This window comes from Pseudomonas sp. LBUM1676, assembly GCF_059695605.1.
Genome location: NZ_CP166777.1, coordinates 6389951 through 6410476 on the forward strand (window position 1 = coordinate 6389951; position 20526 = coordinate 6410476).

The 20526-nt window shown below is 58.5% G+C and carries 16 protein-coding genes and 1 pseudogene; 3 read left to right on the plus strand and 14 right to left on the minus strand.

Annotated elements, in window-relative coordinates; genetic code table 11:
* Positions 1–12 precede the first annotated feature (12 nt).
* Entirely contained in the window at positions 13–1035 is a 1023-nt protein-coding gene (locus ACA041_RS29575; protein WP_497438985.1) for an RHS repeat-associated core domain-containing protein, read from the plus strand.
* A 289-nt stretch (positions 1036–1324) separates the two neighbouring features.
* Here the strand turns inward: ACA041_RS29575 and ACA041_RS29580 are convergent, their stop codons facing one another.
* The 5 genes from ACA041_RS29580 to rloA2 all read right to left on the minus strand — a co-directional run bounded on the left by ACA041_RS29580 (position 1325) and on the right by rloA2 (position 7099).
* A complete protein-coding gene (locus ACA041_RS29580) occupies positions 1325–1687 on the minus strand; it encodes a DUF6124 family protein (RefSeq protein WP_497438986.1) in 363 nt (120 codons plus the stop codon).
* A gap of 630 nt (positions 1688–2317) precedes the next feature.
* On the minus strand, positions 2318–3688 hold the full coding sequence (creD, locus tag ACA041_RS29585) for a cell envelope integrity protein CreD (RefSeq protein WP_497438987.1): 1371 nt from the start codon (positions 3686–3688) through the stop codon (positions 2318–2320).
* 183 nt (positions 3689–3871) lie between these two features.
* Entirely contained in the window at positions 3872–5290 is a 1419-nt protein-coding gene (creC, locus tag ACA041_RS29590) for a two-component system sensor histidine kinase CreC (protein ID WP_497438988.1), read from the minus strand.
* Positions 5290–5970, minus strand: a complete 681-nt coding sequence (gene creB, locus ACA041_RS29595) for a two-component system response regulator CreB (protein WP_497438989.1) — start codon at positions 5968–5970, stop codon at positions 5290–5292. The genes creC and creB overlap by 1 nt, the downstream gene beginning before the upstream one ends.
* Positions 5971–6592: 622 nt before the next feature.
* Complete coding sequence (rloA2, locus tag ACA041_RS29600) at positions 6593–7099, minus strand: retropepsin-like aspartic peptidase RloA2 (protein WP_064680154.1); 507 nt, start codon at positions 7097–7099, stop codon at positions 6593–6595.
* Positions 7100–7370: 271 nt separating this feature from the next.
* Between rloA2 and yihG the strand changes: the two genes are divergently transcribed.
* A complete protein-coding gene (gene yihG / locus ACA041_RS29605; protein ID WP_497438990.1) occupies positions 7371–8258 on the plus strand; it encodes a 1-acylglycerol-3-phosphate O-acyltransferase, YihG family in 888 nt (295 codons plus the stop codon).
* A gap of 1 nt (position 8259) precedes the next feature.
* Here the strand turns inward: yihG and ACA041_RS29610 are convergent, their stop codons facing one another.
* Complete coding sequence (locus ACA041_RS29610; RefSeq protein ID WP_497438991.1) at positions 8260–8820, minus strand: DUF2780 domain-containing protein; 561 nt, start codon at positions 8818–8820, stop codon at positions 8260–8262.
* 283 nt (positions 8821–9103) lie between these two features.
* On the opposite strand from ACA041_RS29610, the pseudogene ACA041_RS29615 reads away from it, so the two are divergent.
* A pseudogene (locus tag ACA041_RS29615) lies at positions 9104–9629 on the plus strand (RHS repeat-associated core domain-containing protein); the annotation flags it as partial.
* Positions 9630–10264: 635 nt separating this feature from the next.
* On the opposite strand, the gene fdhA reads toward ACA041_RS29615, so the two are convergent.
* From fdhA to ACA041_RS29655, 8 genes are all read right to left on the minus strand, one after another.
* Positions 10265–11464 (minus strand): formaldehyde dehydrogenase, glutathione-independent, encoded by a 1200-nt coding sequence (fdhA, locus tag ACA041_RS29620; RefSeq protein WP_497438992.1) that lies wholly within the window; start codon positions 11462–11464, stop codon positions 10265–10267.
* A 220-nt stretch (positions 11465–11684) separates the two neighbouring features.
* Positions 11685–12542, minus strand: coding sequence for a formyltetrahydrofolate deformylase (purU, locus tag ACA041_RS29625; RefSeq protein WP_497438993.1), 858 nt, complete (start codon positions 12540–12542; stop codon positions 11685–11687).
* Positions 12543–12744: 202 nt separating this feature from the next.
* Positions 12745–13377, minus strand: coding sequence for a sarcosine oxidase subunit gamma (locus ACA041_RS29630; protein WP_497438994.1), 633 nt, complete (start codon positions 13375–13377; stop codon positions 12745–12747).
* A gap of 145 nt (positions 13378–13522) precedes the next feature.
* Entirely contained in the window at positions 13523–16540 is a 3018-nt protein-coding gene (locus ACA041_RS29635; protein ID WP_497438995.1) for a sarcosine oxidase subunit alpha, read from the minus strand.
* Positions 16537–16866 (minus strand): sarcosine oxidase subunit delta, encoded by a 330-nt coding sequence (locus tag ACA041_RS29640; protein WP_028619944.1) that lies wholly within the window; start codon positions 16864–16866, stop codon positions 16537–16539. Before ACA041_RS29640 ends, ACA041_RS29635 begins: the two co-directional genes overlap by 4 nt.
* A gap of 14 nt (positions 16867–16880) precedes the next feature.
* Positions 16881–18131, minus strand: a complete 1251-nt coding sequence (locus tag ACA041_RS29645) for a sarcosine oxidase subunit beta (protein ID WP_007947735.1) — start codon at positions 18129–18131, stop codon at positions 16881–16883.
* Positions 18132–18154: 23 nt separating this feature from the next.
* On the minus strand, positions 18155–19408 hold the full coding sequence (gene glyA / locus ACA041_RS29650; RefSeq protein WP_497268882.1) for a serine hydroxymethyltransferase: 1254 nt from the start codon (positions 19406–19408) through the stop codon (positions 18155–18157).
* A 282-nt stretch (positions 19409–19690) separates the two neighbouring features.
* The gene (locus ACA041_RS29655; RefSeq protein WP_497438996.1) at positions 19691–20419 is read right to left on the minus strand and encodes a TraX family protein; all 729 of its coding nucleotides are present in this window, start codon (positions 20417–20419) and stop codon (positions 19691–19693) included.
* Positions 20420–20526: the final 107 nt, after the last annotated feature.

Here is a 20526-nt window from a genome sequence, read left to right on the forward strand (position 1 = left end):
GGAGCTTAGTCAATGCCTACTCTCACTCGCGAAATCCCATTGTGTCGCTACCACTATGATCCACTTGATCGCATGGTCGATAGCACCCCCTTTGAACAATCTACCATTCAGCGCTATTACTGCAAAACCCGCCTGGCCACCGAATTACAAGGCGTGGCGCAACGCACAATCGTGCAGCACGACGACCAGCTGTTGGCACAGCAACAGGGCGAGGGCGGCAAGGTGGCTGCCAGACTGCTGGCGACTGATCAACAACGTTCAGTATTAAATGCGCTGGATGCAAACCAGCCTAATCCTCTCGCCTATTCGCCCTACGGTCATCGCCCACCGGAGAATGGCTTACTCAGTTTGCTCGGGTTCAACGGCGAACGGCCGGATCCGGTGACCGGGCACTATCATTTAGGAAACGGATATCGACAGTTCAATCCGGCGTTAATGCGGTTCAACTGCCCGGACAGCTGGAGTCCGTTTGGGAAGGGAGGGTTGAATGCATATGCTTATTGTGGGGGAGACCCCCAAAATCGGATAGATCCTACCGGGCATTCATTTGGATTTTTAGCTTTATTTGGGCGATCAAATTCTATAGCAAGAGTGCCTACCTCGAGTGCAGAAATAGTAAGCACCGCAGCCGGAATCGCAAACATGAAACAGGGAATGCTTTACCAAGGAAAAACCTTAGGCTACCAACTTGGAGAGAAATCTTCCAAATTAAATCTAGACAAAAAAAGCATTACAGAAATTGAAGCTTATACCAACGTCATCAAAGACAATAACGCCAAACTAGTCAAAGAAACCAAAAATCTACTGACCCAGATGCCCGACGGTCCTGAAAAGCTAAAAGCCATTAAAGATTTCGAAGAACGCGTTATTCAATTCCCCACTGTAGACCCTATTACCTCCAAAGACATCGCAGTTCGCGAATTACACGCAGAAGCAATGTACTTTGCGGACCGTCTAAATTTCTTTAAACATATAGAAACCACCTTAAAATCCACACCAGCAAAACAGAACACATCTATACGACAACTTACTTAAAGCGTGACCAGCAAAAGCTGATGCTTTGAATGACGTAAATGTCGGTATAAGCTGCTATTCTTCAGATCCTACGCCTTGGCGCCTCACATCAATAATTTAACGGGTCCGATTTATTTAACTATTTATTTTACTACCAGCGTAAGCAGCGGGACAGATTTTAACCCAATTAATCTGTCCTGCTGTGTTTTCCGTAAATATCCTTTCCTATATCATTTTTTTCTCGCCTCAACTTCTCTGTGGGAGCGAGCCTGCTCGCGGGAGCAATATCAGTGACAACCAATGACTCGGATCAATCCCGACCCTGCTTCATCCCCAGACAATCAATCGACCGATCAACCATGGCGTTGGCGATCTCCAGCGAATGCCAGACGGAAAACACCATGGCCCTGTCCGCGCCTTTGAGGTGTTCGCCGCATTGATAGGCGGTGACCGAGGCACAGCGCAGCAGGTCGGCGAAATAGAGTTGGGTGTCTTCGAAGCTCACATCATCACTGACGTTGTAAAACCGCAATTCATCCGGTGCCGACGGTTGTTCACCGGTCAGGTAGAAATCGATCGCACGATAAAGGGCGGAACGGTCTCTTGGCGGATCGTCGGTGGGTTTGCCTTGGGTGGACGTTTCGGGAGGTGGATCGGGGACAGATTTTTTCATTGGTAAAACTCCTAGAGCTAATTGGAGCCAACCGATATCGCGACTAAACGAACAGGGGTGGCGGCTGCACGCAGGTTAGTCGACCGGTCTCTAGGCAACCCGGCGCACCCGAGGGTGCCCTGCGCACAGCCACCATAACTTTCAGGCAATGAAAACACCTGGAATGAGGTGGCGCTGTGCGCCTAGAAAGATCCGGGCGACTAAACCCGATCACTGATGAGCAGTGACGGACGGAGATTAGGCACGGAAATCTGTCGGCGCAAGCGTGCGAAATAATCTAGGAATCGTCCTGCAAAAGGAAGGGGTTAGCTCTGTAGGAGGCCAGTTTTTCCTGTAGGAAAACTTACTTTTCGACGAGAGAAGTTCCCTGTACGGACCAACGACGGGACAGATGATTCTCAGATTAATTTAAACCATAACCAAGCCGCTCGCCTCACTGGCCCCTTCGCGAGCAAGCCCGCTCCCACATTTGATCTATTGCGTATACAAACCTTGTGTTTACTAGAGACCCTTTGTGGGAGCGAGCCTGCTCGCGATGGCACCACACCGGGTCTGCTGGAAACAACAACGCAATCCGCGTCGCTAACGCTTTTCCCTCCCGCTGATCTTCTCGCAACCCCACCGACCGGCTCATTCCACCGCCCCAATATCGAATTCCAGCGGCTTGGTCTTTTTCTGCCCAACCCCATACCAATCCAGTTTTCGCGTCAGCACCATAAACACACCCAGCAATCCGAACAGCAACAACGAACCCATCAACAGCGCGTAATCCTCTGCACTCAACAACCCATAGAGCAAGCCATACAACGCCGCCAGCCCAGCCGAAAAACTCAATCCGTGACGCACGCTGTGCAGCACGTGGCAGACATAGAACCCAATCAACAGCACACAGCCGCTCGCCGACAACACATACGCCAAGGCAAAACCTGTGTGCTCGGACAACGACAACAGCAACAGATAAAAGAACGCCAGGGCCACGCCCACCAGCGCATATTGCACCGGGTGCACCGCGAGGCTTTTCAGCACTTCGAAGAGGAAAAACCCGGCGAAAGTCAGGACGATAAACAACAGCGCGTATTTGATCGCCCGATCGCTTTTCAGGTACTGGTCCACCGGGTCGATGAAGCTCACGCCGAAACTGCGGCCGCTGAAGGCTTCGCAGCCACTGCCAGACACGCAGCTGTTCAAGGCTTCTTGCAAGTTGGTGGAGAAAAACGAGGTTTGCCAATTGGCGGTGAACCCCAGGTCGGTGACTTCGCGCTGGGCCGGCAGGTAGTTGCCGATGAAGCTCGGATGCGGCCAGTTGGCGGCCAGCGATACCTTGCTGGTCTTGCCCACCGGAACGACTTGTAACTGACCGGTGCCTTGCAGGCGCAGATCAAAACCAAAGGTCAGTTCAGTCGGCGCCCTGGCGTCCAGAGCCGGCAGCGTTACGTGCACGCCCTCCCCCAACCAGCGAACCTGACTGCCTGGAATGAAGTCCAGACGCTGGCCGTCCAGTTCCAGTTTCAAGGCGTTCTCGATGCCACGAATGTCGCTGATACCGACGGCAAGGAAAGGCTGATCGAACTGGTAATCGTTGAAGTCTTCCTTGATCCCCAATTGCGCCGGTAGCGAAAAATGCCCACTGATGCGATTGTCGGCGTGGAACAGCCGCGCCTCATAAATGCCCCGTTTACGCAATTCAGTCTGAACCTGGCCATCGAGTTCAAAGCGCTCTGGCAGGAAATACAGCCGACCACGTTCTTCACCAACTTCCTGATAACGCTGGTTGGTTTTCTCGTTGAGTTTCCAGGTGCGTACCACCTTGCGATACGGCACCACCATCAGCGGGCCGCTCAGTTGCTGGCTGTAACTGGAACTGCGGGCGATGTCTTCGAGCACGCCATCGCGCAGTTGCTGGCGGTCCTGGATCACGCCGCTGATCATCAGCAATGGGACGAGCAACAACAGAATAAGCAGGGCAATGGCCCCGAGTTTGAGGGTCAGGCTGCGGCTCATGGGACTCTCCTTGTTTGGATGGGGAAAGTCTGGTGTGGGTGTGTGGGGGTTTTATGTGGGGAATATGGATATTTTGTGGAGACTGGGCCGGCCTCTTCGCGAGCAAGCCCGCTCCCACAGTGTTTGTGTTCACCTCAAGCCCCTTGTGGGAGCGGGCTTGCTCGCGAAAGGCGCGACTCGGTCCTAAGCCAGGCGCAACCTGACCTCAACCCCACCCTCGACATTACCAATGCTCATTTCTCCGCCATGCAGCTTCACCACCTCCTCGACAAAGTTAAGCCCTAACCCGGTGCTTTTACGTCCACTGTCCGGACGCGGCAGCGAGTAAAAACGCTCGCTCAAGCGCGGCAGCGCATAGTCGGGAATCGGCTCAGCCTGGTTGAATAGCCTGAATTCGATCAGCCCCCCAACCCGCTCGGCGCGCAATCGCAGCAAGCCCTGAACCGGAGTGAAATCCAGGGCGTTCTCCAGCAGATTGCCCAACGCCTGACGCAACAGGAAAGGTTCGCCGAGCAGCTCAAAATCCGTCGTGATCTGTTGCTCGACTCGCAACTGCTTGCCCTCGATCCGCGCCGCTTGCGCACTCAACACCTCATCAACCAAACCGGCCAACGGCACCCTCACCCGCTCCTCCAACCCTTGGCGTTGCTCCACCTGCGCCAGGTTCAACAAGCGCTCGATCAACTGCTGCATCCGCACGCTTTCGCTGTCGATGTTGCCGACGAACCGTTGCCGCTGCGCTAACGGCATCTCGCTTTGCAGCAGCTCCGCCGCGCCACGAATCGCCGCCAGCGGGCTCTTCAATTCATGGGTCAGGGTGTGGACATAACGCTCCACGTAAGCCTTGCCTTCGAGCTGGGTGCGCATCTGCTCCACCGCTGTCGCGAGCTGCTCCAGCTCGCCGCCACGATAGTGCGGCACCTCGACCCGCCGACCTGCACTGACCGCCTGCGCGTACACCGTCAACCGGCGCAACGCGGCGCTCAACCACCACGACAACAGCGCGCCGAACAACAGGCCGAGACCGATCAGCCCGGCGCCGTACGCGAGCAATCGCCGTTCGGTGCGATCAACATACGGCTGCAACGAGCTATTGGGTTTGGCCACGGTGACCACGCCGATGATCTGGCCGTTGTCGCGGATCGGCGCGCCAACGTGCATCACCGAGGAGGCGGGATCATCCGGATCGCTGCGGCTGGAGCGCGCACCGTATTCACCGCGCAGGGTCAGGTAGACGTCGTTCCAGCGCGAGTAATCCTCCCCCAGCGCCACCCCGCTGGAGTCCAGCACCACAATGCCTTTGGCGTCGGTGACGTAGATGCGGTGGTTGACCTTATTCTTCGGCAAGCCCCAAATGCTCGCATTCGGTTGCCGCTCACCGTAGGCCTTGAGCAATTGCGGCCAACGGTGCTGATTGAGGGTGCCGGCCTTGAAGTCATCACGCAGAATCTCGGCCAACAGGTTGGCAGTGTCGACCAAGGTTTCTTCGGTGGACTGACGCACACCAGGGCGGATTTCTTCCATGACGGTGTTGAGCACAAAGTAACCGGTCAGGCCGATAAACAGCACGTAGACCAGGAATATCCGGATCCCCAGCGGCATCAGCTGCGTCCTGGACTGTAGCTGTAACCCAGGCCGCGGTGGGTCTGGATTGGCTCGGCATCAGCCTTCACCAGACGCAATTTGGCGCGCACGCTTTTGATATGGCTGTCGATGCTGCGCTCATAACCGGCATCTGCGGCGACACCCAGCGCATCGAGTAACTGCTCGCGGCTGAACACACGCTCGGGCTGATCCAGCAGGCATTGCAGCAGACGAAATTCGTGACGGGTCAGGCTCAGCGACTGGTTGCGATAGCTGATCTGCACGCGCTCGCTGTCGATGCGAAACACTGCCGAAGATGTCTCGGACACGGCTCGTGGCGCCATGCGCTTGAGAATCGCCCTGACCCGCGCTGCCACTTCACGGGGACTGAACGGCTTGACTACGTAATCGTCCGCGCCGATTTCCAGACCCACCACGCGATCGATTTCCCCATCCCGGGCGCTGAGGAACATCACCGGCACTTCGCTGAACCGTCGCAGTTGCTTGCAGGTTTCAAAACCGCTGATGTCCGGCAAGCCAATGTCGAGAATGATCAGATCCGCCGGCGTCTGGCGTTGATGCTCAAGCGCTGCCACGCCGAGACTCAACCAGGTCGTGGTGAAGCCTTCGCCCTGCAAGGCGAAAATCAGGGTGTCGGCAATGGCGGCTTCGTCTTCGACGATCAGGATATGGGGCATGGCGTTCGAGCCCGGCAGTTGAATGGGCGAACGGTGAACCAAGGTTAATGCGACGTCAATCCGCAAGGGGGGTTAGAGGCTCGGACCTAGCAGTTCTGATAGTAGGCAAAAACTGAAAACGGCCTGATGCTGAAGGTCCGATTTCATGGACCGTGCCAGGAGCGCCGCCGATGCCTGTAAACCATCGCAAAACAATACTGTTGGTCACCGATCAACAGTGTTCGGTGCTGAACGCGCTCGACTCGAACCGACTTCAGCCCATCACCTACACACCCGGACATTTTTGGGGGATCGGAAAATTCTTCAGATGGCTGTTCGGGCGCGGATCTAAAGTAGCTAAAAATACAAGCCCGGTATCAAAAACAGTTGCCCGTAGCCCCCCGCGTTCGGGCACAGTATTTAAATGATCCTAGGGAAAGGCGGGCAACCTTGAGTCTGCCAGAATCAATGTATCCAACAGACTCGCCTCCGATACCCCCGGTGACAGAGAGAGGCGTCTATTCCTGCTAAATAACATAGACAGCGACATTTCCGAACTCACTAAAAAAGTAAATCAGACTCGCAATCCTCGTTCACCACTATCCATATGACGGTCACAAAAAGGACGACAAAGTTCGGTCGATCAACAATCCGGCTTGTCCGCCGTAAACCGCCGAGCCGGATTCACCGCTGCCCCAAACTCACGCAACGCCTTCGCCCCAATCAACAACGGATAATTAAAGCTGCTGCGGTCGGTCAGATTCACCTCAACCGTGCGCTTGACGTTGCCCAGGCACAGCTCCAGATCCACCACTGGCCGCTTGGTGGGGGCGACGTCTTCGTCATCATCGTCGCCTTCTTCAGAGCGGGTCTTGATCTTGCTGATCCGCGCGACCTTGTGCTCGTAGACCTTGTTGCTCGCGTCCTTGGTGCCGAGGCGGAAGCGTACCCACTCGTCTCCGTCGCGGGTGAAGGTTTCGATGTCTTTGGCCGAGAGCGACGCGGTCAGGGCGCCGGTGTCCATTTTGGCCTTTAGCACTTCGCCGCCGATTTCCGGCAGCGCGATGTATTCGTAGCGCCCGTACAGGGTTGGCTCGGCGGCCAGGATTGGCAGGGCCACGAGGGAAAGCAGTGCAAGGAGGGATTTCACGTAATGGGCTTCCTTGGGGAATAGGGGCGTCGACCGCGAGATTTTAGACCGTCAGCAGGGAATTCGTTCGTTCTTGAGCTCTTTCGCGGGCAGGCTCGCTCCCACAGGGATTGTGCGGACACTGTGGGAGCGAGCCTGCTCCCGATGGGACCGGAACGATCACCACAGGGCCAGCATAGCTAGGCAAAGGTGAAACATTCGTCAGCGTCGATTTGGCCTAGCGCAAGAAGCTGCCTATCATGGCGCGCCCAAACGCTTTCAAGAGTCATTTATGCGCCGCCTGCTCACCGGCTGTTTCGTTACCCTGCTGCTGTTGCTCAACACCCTGGTCCTGTTCGGGCCGCTGATGGTGTTTGCCTTGCTCAAACTGATCCTGCCCGGGCGTCTTCGCGATTACGCCTCAGGGGCGGTGATGTGGATTGCCGAGACCTGGGCCGAGATCGACAAACTGATCTTCCATTTGTGTATCCCGACGCAATGGGACATTCGCGGCGGCGATGACCTGCGCCGCGGTACTTCGTATCTGGTGATCAGCAACCATCAATCCTGGGTCGATATCCCGGCGCTGATCCAGACCCTCAACCGGCGTACACCGTTCTTCAAATTCTTCCTCAAGAAAGAATTGATCTGGGTGCCGTTCCTGGGACTGGCCTGGTGGGCGCTGGATTATCCGTTCATGAAGCGCTACACCAAGGCGTTCCTGGCGAAGAACCCGGAGTTGGCCGGCAAGGATCTGGAGATCACCAAAGCCGCGTGCGAGCTGTTCAAGCGTCAGCCGGTGACGGTGGTCAATTATCTGGAAGGCACCCGGTTCACCGCCGCGAAAAGCACTCAACAGCAATCCCCCTTCACCCATCTGCTCAAACCCAAGGCCGGTGGCGTGGCGTTCGTGCTGGCGGCGATGGGTGAACAGCTGGACGCCATTCTCGATGTGACGGTGGTGTATCCGCAGCAGCCGATTCCGGGGTTCTGGGACTTGATCAGCGGCAACGTGCCGAGAGTGATCATCGACATCAAGACCCGCGAACTCGACCCCGCGCTATGGCAGGGCGATTACGAAAACGATCCGCTGTTTCGAGAAACCGTCCAGAAGTGGGTCAACCAGCTCTGGATCGAAAAGGACCAGCGCATCGACGCCTTACGCGCCGAGCGCCGCTGAATCAACTACCGGTGCCGGTGCCGACACCCCAGATTCCGCCCAGGCTTTGCAGCAACGAACCGCCGACGCCCTGCTGACCGAAGTATTGCAGGATTAGCGGGGCAAATTGGCCGATCATGCCGCTGTCCATGCCCAGGGCGCTAAAAGCGTTGTTCAGGTCGCTGGTGTCCTTGACGGCGCCCAGGGCGTTATCCAGGCCGGCTGCCTTGCCGGAGGAGCCAAGCAAACCGGCGAGCGCGCCCAGTTCACCACCGCCCGACAGCTTATCGATGCCTGGTACGTTTTTGGCCAACTCGGAATAGTCAGTCGAACTCAACTGATTCTTCGCCAACCCCAGCATCGCACTGGTGCCGCCAACGGCTTGCTGTGGCGTCACGTTCAACTGGCTGAGCGCACTCAGCAGGCCAGCCGTCTCCGAAGTCGGCGCAGCCGCAGTGGCGGCGTTATCGCCCTTCATGCCCGAAATGGCATTGGCCGCATCGTTCAGGCTGAACTGAGCAAAGGCCGGGCTGGCCACCAGGGTCATGAGCGATGCCAGTGCAAAACCGCGTGTAATCTTCATCCAGACATCCTCTTGTGCCATGAAAACCGCCTGTGAATAGACGGAAAAACTGCCGGTTTTGACCGGATATTCCCCGGCATGTTCCTCGGCGCTGCATCCATTTTTAGCCCCCTTCGCGTTGGCAAAATGTGAAACCGTGAAAGCCGGGCGATGAATGGTTTTACTGGCGAGGCCTGAACACTCACAACAGCCCAGCGACACTATCAGTTCTGTTAGTAGGCAAAAGTGGTCAGATGCGGGAGAGTAGCCCCCTGAATCGACGGATCTTTCAGGAGCGCTGCCCATGCATACCCGTCGCGAAACCCTGCTGTGCCGCTACCACTACGACCCGCTGGATCGGCTAATTGATTGCATACCGTCGGAGCAAGCCATCACCCAGCGCTTCTACCGAAAAGATCGCTTGGCCACCGAAATACAAGGCGCGGTGCAGCGTTCCATCATGCAGCACGACGATCAACTGCTGGCGCAGCAACAGCGCCAGGACGGCCGCGCAAAAACAACCTTGCTCGCCACTGATCAACAACGTTCGGTGTTGAACGAATTCGAAGCAACATCACCTCGTTCCTTCGCCTACACACCTTACGGCCATCGCTCCCCGGAGGCGGCTTGCTCAGCCTGCTTGGCTTCAACGGTGAACCGCAGGATCCGGCGACGGGGTGCTATTTGTTGGGGAATGGCTATCGGGCGTTTAACCCAGCGTTGATGCGATTCAACAGTCCGGACAGTTGGAGTCCGTTTGGAAAGGGTGGGTTAAATGCCTATGCATATTGCAAAGGGATCCTGCGAACCTGAGTGATCACACTGGGCACTTTGGCGCTCCAATGAAAGGGGTTTTGAACTTCTTAAAACTTAGACCCTCGCCCATGGCAAGAGCCAAACGTATGGCTCGAGCCAACGAGGCATACACACGAGCGCTCCTTGACTTTCCGAGCCCCCACTCACAACGTTCAACAATCGTCAGCCTGGACTATCCGGACGAGGGGCAACTCTCCTCTTACTCCTCTATCTCGTCCGGGAGCTCAAAAATTTCCTCGGCTTCGTCTAGCTACGCATCTTCGTTGAGCAGCAAAAGAGACTTTTTCATCGAACCCACAGCAAAACTCGGACCTCGCGCTCCGCTGCCGAGAGGAATTATGTCTAAAACAGAATGGAGTTATCCTAGTCCTAACTACTCCAACCAAAATATTTACGAAGAGCTTCAACCCCGTAGCGCTCACAACATGGTTAGCGGGTCAATTTACGATCTAAATATGAAGCTGTTCAAAGAACAGCAGATTCTGGACTTGCTGACTTCTCCGCAGGCGCGGGAAAAAAAACATCAACTCTACAATCAACAATATTCGATCCGGCTGAGACTGTTCGGCAGTAGTAGGACGCATCCAAACGACTTCACTATTAACAAAAACGGCGACCCGAAGGTCGCCGTTTTGTTTTGCGTGAAGCCTTACGCTGCACTAAACAACTTATGCGGATCAATCACAAATTTCTTCGGCACACCCGCATCAAACTCGCCATAACCACGTGGCGCGTCATCCAGGCTAATCACCTCAACACCCACAATGTCAGCAATATGAATACGATCCCACATGATCGCCTGCATCAGCTGGCGGTTGTACTTCATCACCGGCGTCTGCCCGGTGTGGAAGCTGTGGGATTTTGCCCAACCCAAGCCGAAGCGAATGCTCAGGCTGCCCATTTTGGCGGCGGCATCCACTGCACCTGGATCTTCGGTGACGTAGAGGCCAGGAATACCGATTTTGCCGGCAACCCGAACCACGCCCATCAGGGAGTTGAGCACAGTAGCCGGCGCTTCGTGTTTCACACCATCATGCCCATGACCGCGCGCTTCGAAGCCTACGGCGTCGACGGCGCAATCCACTTCCGGCTCGCCCAGCAGTGCGGCGATCTGTTCGTGCAGTGGAGTATCCAGGGACAGGTCGGCGATTTCGAAACCCTGGGCCTTGGCGTGCGCCAGGCGGACGGTGTTGACGTCACCGATGATCACTACTGCTGCGCCCAACAGGCGAGCGGAAGCGGCAGCGGCCAGACCGACCGGGCCGGCACCCGCGATGTACACGGTGCTGCCTGGACCAACGCCAGCCGTCACGGCACCGTGATAACCGGTCGGCAGAATGTCGGAGAGGCAGGTCAGGTCGCGGATTTTTTCCATCGCGCGATCGCGATCAGGCAGTTTCAGCAGGTTGAAATCGGCATACGGCACCATCGCGTATTCAGCCTGACCACCGGTCCAGTCGCCCATGTCGACATAACCGTAGGCACCGCCTGGACGGGCCGGGTTGACGCTGAGGCAGACGCCGGTGTGCATTTCCTTGCAGGAACGGCAGCGCCCGCAAGCCACGTTGAACGGCACCGAGACCAGGTCGCCGATTTTCAGGTTTTCGACGTCGCTACCCTTCTCGATCACTTCACCGGTGATTTCATGGCCCAGCACCAGGCCGGTTTGAGCGGTAGTACGGCCGCGCACCATGTGCTGGTCGGAACCACAGATGTTGGTGGAAACCACGCGCAGGATGACAGCATGGTTAATCTTCCTGCCGCGCGGGTCCTGCATTTTCGGATAGTCGATTTTCTGTATTTCGACCTTGCCATTGCCGAGATACACCACACCACGATTGCCAGACATGCTTTCACCTCGCTGTTGTTTTTATGTAATAGCCGCGTCGCCCGGGATCGGCGGCGCGTTGATTGCTCGGGTTATTGCTTGTGCGTCTTGTGTTGTCTGTTATGCCGCCATCGCGAGCAAGCTCGCTCCCACAGGGTTTTATGTCGCCCACAGATCTCGGGTATACCTCAGCCCACTGTGGGAGCGGGCTTGCCCCGGGCGGCGATCCGACGATGGCGATCTAAAGAACGACCGTTCTGTTCGCGTTCAAAAACACGCGTCGTTCAATGTGATAACCAACGGCCCGCGCCAGGGTCAGTCCTTCGATATCCCGGCCTTTGGCAATCAGGTCCTCGGGATAGTGGCTGTGGTCCACAGCCTCCACGCCCTGCGCAATGATCGGGCCTTCGTCGAGGTCGTTGTTGATGTAGTGCGCCGTGGCGCCGACCAGTTTCACGCCCTTGTTGTAAGCCTGGTGATACGGCTTGGCGCCTTTGAAACCCGGCAGCAGGGAGTGGTGAATATTGATCGCCTTGCCATCGAGTTTGCGGCACAGCTCTGGCGACAGGACTTGCATGTAACGCGCAAGGATCACCAGTTCAGCCCCGGACTCTTCGATCACCTGCCAGACCTGACGCTCCTGGGACGGCTTGTCGTTCGGGTCCAGCGGGAAGTGGTAGTACGGAATCTGGTGCCAATCGGCCAACGGCTTGAGATCCGGATGATTGGAGATCACGGCGGCCACATCCATGGACAACTGGCCGATGCGCTGGCGGTAGAGCAAATCGTTGAGGCAGTGATCGGCCTTGGAGACCATGATCACCACTTTCGGCCGGTAGTTCGGCGCGGTCAGTTCGAAGATCATGCCGAAGGCTTCACCGCGCTCCTGCAAACCTGCGCGGAACGACTGCTCGTCGAAACCGTCGGGCTGGCGGAACTCCACTCGAATGAAGAAGCGGCCCGAGAGCCGGTCATCGAAGGAATGGTGCTCGGTGACGTAGCAGCCCTGCTCGAACAGAAAGCGGGTCACCGCATCCACGGTGCCGAGGACGCTTGGGCAGTCGGCGGTCAGAATCCATGTGTCTGGGGCGCGGCTCATAGTGCGGTGACTCCTGCTGCTACAACAGTGATCAGAGAGAACTCTGTGGCGAGGGAGCTTGCTCCCGCTGGGTTGCGAAGCGACCCCAAAATCAGCAACCGCATGCCTTCAGAAGGAACGCGGGTTCAGGTTTTACGACTGCTTCGCAGCCGAGCTGGAGCAAGCTCCCTCGCCACAAAAGCAGTCATGACACACCACTGGGTCAGGCCTGAACGCTAAGCCCGTACTCGGCAGCCGCATCCTGCAACCACAACCACCAGTAATCCGAGAAGCTGCGACGGATCAGCAGTTCCCAGGTGTCTTCGGCGGTGTGGCGGATCATCAGTTGCGATTTGGCAAACACGGTGCCGACTGCCTTGCCGACCGGAAAGCTGTTGGGGTGCACGTCGTAGCTGGTGGATTTCATCAATACCTGGCGCACGTTCGGGCCGCTCAGTTCGAGGAGCTGCTGACCGCCGCTAACGTTGACGATGGCAATGTGCAGGTCGCCCAGCGCTTCACGCAGCTTTTTCTCCACGGCGAATTCTTCACCGGTCGGCACGATCAGCAGCCATTCATCCGGTCCCATCCATTGCAGGCTGGTTTCGCCTTTGACGATGACGGTCAACGCACCGGGCAATTCAATGCCCAAGGCTTTGTGCACGCCAGCGGCGAAGGCCGCATCGTGGCCATCGCCACGAATGGTCAGGTGGCCGAGGAGTTTTTTCTCACGCACGATCACGCCGGCGCTTTTGCGGCCCTTGCCCACCAGGCTGGCGAGGTCGGCATGATGCAACGACGACTCGGCCTTGGCCCCGGTGGTTGGGCGTTGTTGGTACACATTGGCTGCGGTCATAAAGCACCTTTCCTGAATTCTGTTGGTTCTTGTGGTGGCTGCACTGCCGTCATCGCCAGCAGGGCTAGCTCCCACATTCAACCGCTTTCCCCTGTGGGAGCTAGCCTGCTAGCGATTGGTAGCCCGCCCACAGATCTCGAGACCATCACACGTTCTGGCGATCACCTTTCGGATCGAAGAACACCGAAGAAACGATTTCCGCCTCGATCACGCTGCCATCCGCCAGCGGTGCGAACACCCGCTCACCGATGCGCTTCAAGCCGCCTTTGACCACGCCCATGGCAAACGAATAGCCCAGGGAGTTGTGCAGGTAGCTGGACGTCACGTGACCGACCATGCTCATCGGGATCGCTTGCTTGGTGTTGAACACCAGTTGCGCGCCTTCAGGCAGCCATTTGGTCGGATCGATCGGCTTCAGGCCCACCAACTGTTTGCGCTGATCACGCACGCAGTCTTCACGGTTCATGCCACGCTGGCCGATCCAGGAGAACGGTTTAGTGCGACCGACACACCAGCCCATGTTCAGGTCATCCGGGGTCATCGACCCGTCAGTGTCCTGCCCGACGATGATGAAGCCCTTCTCGGCCCGCAGCACGTGCATGGTTTCGGTGCCATATGGCGTCAGGTTGTACTTCTTGCCAGCATCAACAATTTTTTCCAAGACGCCCATCGCATAGTCAGCCTGCACGTTGACTTCGTACGACAGCTCACCGGTAAACGAAATCCGGAACACCCGCGCCGGCACTCCGCCGACCAGGCCTTCTTTCCAGGTCATGAACGGGAACGCTTCATTGGTCAGGTCGATGTCGGTGACTTCGCTGAGCAGCTTGCGGCTGTTCGGCCCGGACAGGGTCATGGTTGCCCAGTGATCCGTCACGGAAGTGAAGTACACCTTCAGGTCTGGCCATTCGGTCTGGTGGTAGATTTCCAGCCATTGCAGCACGCGTGCAGCGCCGCCGGTGGTGGTGGTCATCACGAAGTGGTTGTCGGCCAGGCAGGCGGTTACGCCGTCGTCGAACACCATGCCGTCTTCTTTGCACATCAGGCCGTAACGCGCCTTGCCCACGTCGAGCTTGGTCCAGGCGTTGGTGTAGATGCGGTTGAGGAACTCACGGGAGTCCGGGCCCTGGATGTCGATCTTGCCCAGGGTCGAAGCGTCCAGCAGGCCAACGCTGTCGCGCACGGCTTTGCATTCGCGCTTGACCGCGGTGTGCAGGCCTTCACCATTTTTCGGGAAGTACCACGGGCGTTTCCACTGACCGACGTCTTCGAATTCGGCGCCGTTCTTCACGTGCCAGTGATGCAGCGCGGTGAAGCGAACCGGCTCAAAGATGTGCCCACAGTGACGGCCGGCCACGGCGCCGAAGGTGACCGGCGTGTAGTTCGGACGGAACATGGTGGTGCCCATCTGCGGGATGGTCACGTTCAGTGAACGGGCGGCGATGGCCAGGCCGTTGACGTTGCCGAGCTTGCCCTGGTCAGTGCCGAAGCCCAGTGCGGTGTAGCGTTTAACGTGCTCGACCGACTCGAAGCCTTCGCGGGTCGCCAGTTCGATGCCACCGGCGGTGACGTCGTTCTGGAAGTCGACGAATTGCTTCGGCGCACGCGCAGAGTTCTTTTCATGAGGCACCTGGAACAGCGCCAGGGTCGGCTCTTCGACACGGCTCAGGGCTTTGGGCAGGGTCCCTTCGACCCCGCTGAAACCGGCTTCACTGGCCGCGCGAGCGCCACCTTCGAAACCATCGGCGAGGGAATCGCCGAGACCGTAGACACCATTGATGCCACCGACGCACACGCGTTTCTGCGGTGCTTCGCCCGGTACGAAACCGAGGATGTCATCGCGCCAGATCGGCTTGCCGCCCAGGTGCGACGCCAGGTGGACCACCGGGCTGTAACCGCCGGAGCTGGCGACCAGATCGCAATCGAGCCATTCACCAGGACTGGTCACCGCGTGCGCTTTGACATCGATCGCCGCCACGCGGGCTGCGGTCACGCGCTTGGTGCCGCGGGCCTCGATCACGGCGCTACCGGTGAGGATGCGAATGCCTTTGGCGCGAGCTTCTTCAACCAGTGCACCGCGTGGATTGCTGCGGGCATCGGCGATGGCCACGACTTGCAGGCTGGCGTCGAGCCAATCCAGAGCGACGCGGTAGGCGTGGTCGTTGTTGGTCGACAGCACCAGTTTTTTGCCTGGCGCCACGCCGTAACGACGCACGTAAGTCGAGACAGCGCCGGCGAGCATGTTGCCCGGCACGTCGTTGTTGCCATAAACCAGTGGACGTTCATGAGCGCCGGTTGCCAGCACCACGCGCTTGGCGCGAACCCGGTGGATGCGCTGACGGACCTGGCCAATCGGGGCGCGATCGCCGAGGTGATCGGTCAGGCGCTCGTGAATGGTCAGGAAGTTATGGTCGTGGTAACCGTTGACCGTGGCGCGCGGCAACAGCAGCACGTCCGGGGTGTCCTTGAGTTCGGCGATGACGCTGGCGACCCACTCGGTGGCCGGCTTGCCGTCGAGGCTTTCGCGGGAGTCGAGCAGGCTGCCGCCGAACTCTTCCTGCTCATCGGCCAGGATCACGCGTGCGCCGCTGCGCGCAGCTGCCAGTGCAGCGGCCAGGCCAGCAGGACCACCGCCGACGATCAGCACGTCGCAGTGCTGGTTCATGTAGTCGTAGGTGTCCGGATCGTTCTCGGTCGGCGAGCGGCCTAAACCTGCGGCCTTACGAATGTACTTCTCGTAAGTCATCCAGAACGATTGCGGGTACATGAAGGTTTTGTAGTAGAAGCCCGGCGGCATCAGCTTGCCGCCGACCTTGCCGAGAATCCCCATCATGTCGTTGTTCACGCTTGGCCAGCCGTTGGTGCTGGTGGCGACCAAACCTTGATACAGCGCTTGTTGCGTGGCGCGTACGTTGGGGATCTGCGTGGCTTCGGTCGCGCCGATCTGCAGCACGGCGTTCGGCTCTTCGGCACCGGCGGCAAAGATGCCGCGCGGACGGGAGTACTTGAAGCTGCGACCGATGATGTCCACACCGTTGGCAATCAAGGCTGCGGCCAGGGAATCGCCTTCGAAGCCTTTGTAGACCTGGCCGTTGAAGGTGAAGCTCAGCACTTTGTTGCGGTCGATCCGTCCGCCGTTGGACAGGCGATTGATCTGGCTCATACCTTCTCTCCCAGAGCCGTGGCGGCCGCTTTCGGGCTGTCGGTCTTGTCGGTGAATTGTGGCTTGGTGCCGATCTTGTAGGTTTCGAGAATCTCGTAGGTCACGGTGTCACGGGTGGCGTTGAAGTACTGACGGCAGCCGGCGACATGATCCCAGAGTTCGTGGTGCAGACCGCGAGGGTTATCGCGGAAGAACATGTAGTCGCCCCACTCCTCGTCGGTGCAGCTGGCCGGGTCCAGTGGGCGCGGGATATGCGCCTGGCCGGATGCGTGGAATTCCTCTTCGGAGCGCAGTTCGCCACAGTGAGGACAGAAGATATGCAACATAGGGATTTCTCCTGTTAGTGGGCGACTGCTGCAGCGCCGTGTTCGTCGATCAACGCACCGTTGTGGAAACGGTCGATGGAGAAAGGTGCAGCCAACGGGTGCATTTCACCCTTGGCCAGGCTGGCGGCAAAGACGTTGCCCGAGCCAGGTGTTGCCTTGAAGCCACCGGTACCCCAACCGCAGTTGAAGAACATGTTCGGCACCGGGGTTTTCGAGATGATCGGGCACGCGTCCGGCGTGGTGTCGACGATGCCGCCCCACTGCCGGTTCATGCGTACGCGCGACAGCACCGGGAACATCTCGACGATGGCCTGGATGGTGTGCTCGATCACCGGGTACGAACCACGCTGGCCGTAGCCGTTGTAGCCGTCGATACCGGCGCCGATCACCAGGTCGCCCTTGTCGGACTGGCTGATGTAACCGTGCACGGCGTTGGACATGATCACGCTGTCGATAATCGGCTTGATCGGCTCGGATACCAGCGCTTGCAGCGGGTGGGATTCAATCGGCAAACGGAAACCGGCGAGTTTGGCCATGTGCCCGGAGTTACCGGCGGTCACTACACCGACGCGCTTGGCGCCGATGAAGCCCTTGTTGGTTTCAACACCGATGCACACGCCGTTTTCCTTGCGGAAGCCGATCACTTCGGTCTGTTGAATCAGGTCCACGCCCAAGGCGTCGGCGGCACGGGCAAAACCCCAGGCCACGGCATCGTGACGGGCCACGCCGCCGCGACGCTGAACGGTGGCGCCCATCACCGGGTAGCGGGTGTTTTTCGAGCAGTCGAGGTACGGAATCTCGTCGGCCACTTGTTTGGCATCGAGCAGTTCGCCGTCCACGCCGTTGAGGCGGTTGGCGCTGACCCGACGCTCGGAATCACGGATGTCCTGCAAGGTGTGGCACAAGTTGTAGACGCCACGCTGGGAGAACATCACGTTGTAGTTCAGGTCCTGGGACAGGCCTTCCCACAGTTTCATCGCGTGTTCGTACAGGTGCGCCGACTCGTCCCACAGGTAGTTGGAGCGAACGATGGTGGTGTTGCGCGCGGTGTTACCGCCGCCCAGCCAGCCCTTCTCGACCACGGCCACGTTGGTGATGCCGTGTTCTTTCGCCAGGTAGTAAGCCGTGGCGAGACCATGCCCGCCACCGCCGACGATGACCACGTCATAGACCTTTTTAGGGGTCGGCGTGCGCCACATTTTCTGCCAGTTTTCGTGATGGCTGAGGGAGTGTTTGAAGAGGCCGAAGCCCGAGTAGCGTTGCATAGTCATTTACTCCAAAACCGCGCTCAGCGATAAACCGGGAAGTCCGCGCACAGTGCCGACACTTGCTGCGCGACATTCGCTTCGACGTCGGCGTCGCCGAGGTTGTCGAGGATGTCGCAGATCCAGCCAGCGAGCGTGACGCACTGGGTCACCTTGAAGCCGCGAGTGGTCACCGCCGGGGTGCCGATACGCAGGCCGGAGGTCACGAACGGCGACTGTGGATCATTCGGGACAGCGTTCTTGTTCACGGTGATGTGGGCGCGACCGAGTGCTGCGTCCGCCTCTTTGCCGGTGAGGCCCTGACGGATCAGGCTGACCAGGAACAGGTGGTTATCGGTACCGCCGGACACTACATCGTAGCCGCGTTTGATAAATACGCCGGCCATGGCCTGGGCGTTGTCGATCACTTGCTGCTGGTAAGCCTTGAAGCCAGGCTCCAGCGCTTCCTTGAAGCACACGGCCTTACCGGCGATCACGTGCATCAGCGGGCCGCCCTGGGCACCCGGGAAGACTGCCGAGTTGAGCTTCTTCTCGATTTCTTCGTTGGACTTGCACAGGATCAGGCCGCCACGCGGACCGCGCAGGGTCTTGTGGGTGGTGGTGGTGACCACATCGGCGTACGGCAACGGGTTCGGATACAGGCCGGCAGCGACCAGACCGGCGACGTGAGCCATGTCGACAAACAGCAGCGCTCCGACCTTGTCGGCGATCTGACGGAAACGTGGAAAGTCGAGGGTCTTGGAGTAGGCCGAGAAGCCGGCGACGATCATCTTCGGTTTGCATTCGACAGCCAGGCGCTCGACTTCGTCGTAGTCGATCAGCCCGGTCTTGGTGTCGATGCCGTACTGCACGGCGTTGTACAGCTTGCCCGAGGACGACACTTTGGCGCCGTGGGTCAGGTGACCACCATGGGCCAGGCTCATGCCGAGAATGGTGTCGCCGGCTTGCAGCAGGGCCAGGTAAACGGCGCTGTTGGCCGAAGAACCGGAGTGCGGCTGCACGTTGGCGTAGTCGGCACCGAACAGTTGCTTGGCGCGTTCGATGGCCAGGGCTTCAACCTTGTCGACGTGCTCGCAGCCACCGTAGTAGCGCTTGCCCGGATAGCCTTCGGCGTATTTGTTGGTCAGGCCACTGCCTTGCGCTTCCATGACGCGTTTGCTGGTGTAGTTCTCTGACGCGATCAGCTCGATGTGATCTTCCTGGCGTTGCTCCTCGGCATTCATCGCCGCCAGCAGTGCATCGTCGTAGCCTTTGATCTGGTCTTGCTTGCTGAACATCGCGTCTCTCCCAGCGGCGGTGGTGCGCCATTCGTCTCGGTGAGGCACGTACCTTTCGGCAGTGCCCTTTGAATGCGATGGTATGACCGGCGCAGACAGGCCAAATGCCTACGGACGCCACGCAAAGGTGCGTTTACGACATGGCGGGAAATGGCATGCCGAACACGATCTCCGAACCAGCAAGGATCCCTGTGGGAGCGAGCCTGCTCGCGAAGGCGGTGTATCAGCAACATTGATGTCGCCTGGCACTCCCTCTTCGCGAGCAGGCTCGCTCCCACAGGGTCAGGCGGCGATCTGGCGGACGAGTAGCAGCAGGAGAAAATGCAGCGGATACAAGGCGTACGCCCAGCGCCGCATCGGCGGTGGCCGGACGCCTCGGGCATGTCGCAACAAGACCAGTCCCAGCAATGGCGCGATCAGACAAGTGGCGATGCCGAGAATGGCAGCACCATTGCCAAACCGGGCCGAGTAATACAGCACCTCCCACTGATTGGCCGCCAGGCACACCAGCCCCGGCAACAGGCTGAAATACCAGGGCAGCCTGATCACCAGCAGCATCGCCAACGGCAACAGCACCCCGAAAAAACCGAACATCAGTCGCTCCGGGAACAGTGCCGCCAACACCACGGCAGCGGCCGCCAGCAGTCGCGATTGCAGCAGCGGTTGCAGCAGCGGTTGCTGCCAGCCACGCGCCACCAACAGGCCCAGGGCCAGCGTGGGCAACACATTCAAGGTGTCGGGATCAGGAATGAACATTCGGTAGGGAATTTCACTGATGGCGCTAAACAGCAGCAACCACCCCATATAACGCCACTGGCCGTCGGTCGTGACGCTTGGGGCGCGCGACAGATTGGCCGCCATCGCCAGACAGAACCACGGGAACGCCAACCTACCTGGCACATACAGAATATCGACGGGATAACCGACATATCGCAGGTGATCGAGCACCATGCTCAAGAGCGCAAGCCACTTGAGCAGATCCAGTGCACCGTCCCGTTGAGTCATGTGCATAATTGCCCGTCATCCCTGTATTTTTCTGACAGAAACATCCCGTGTGCTCCCCGGACGATCTTCGGTAAAGTGCGCACCATCATTGACCACGAAGCTCTTAACCATAA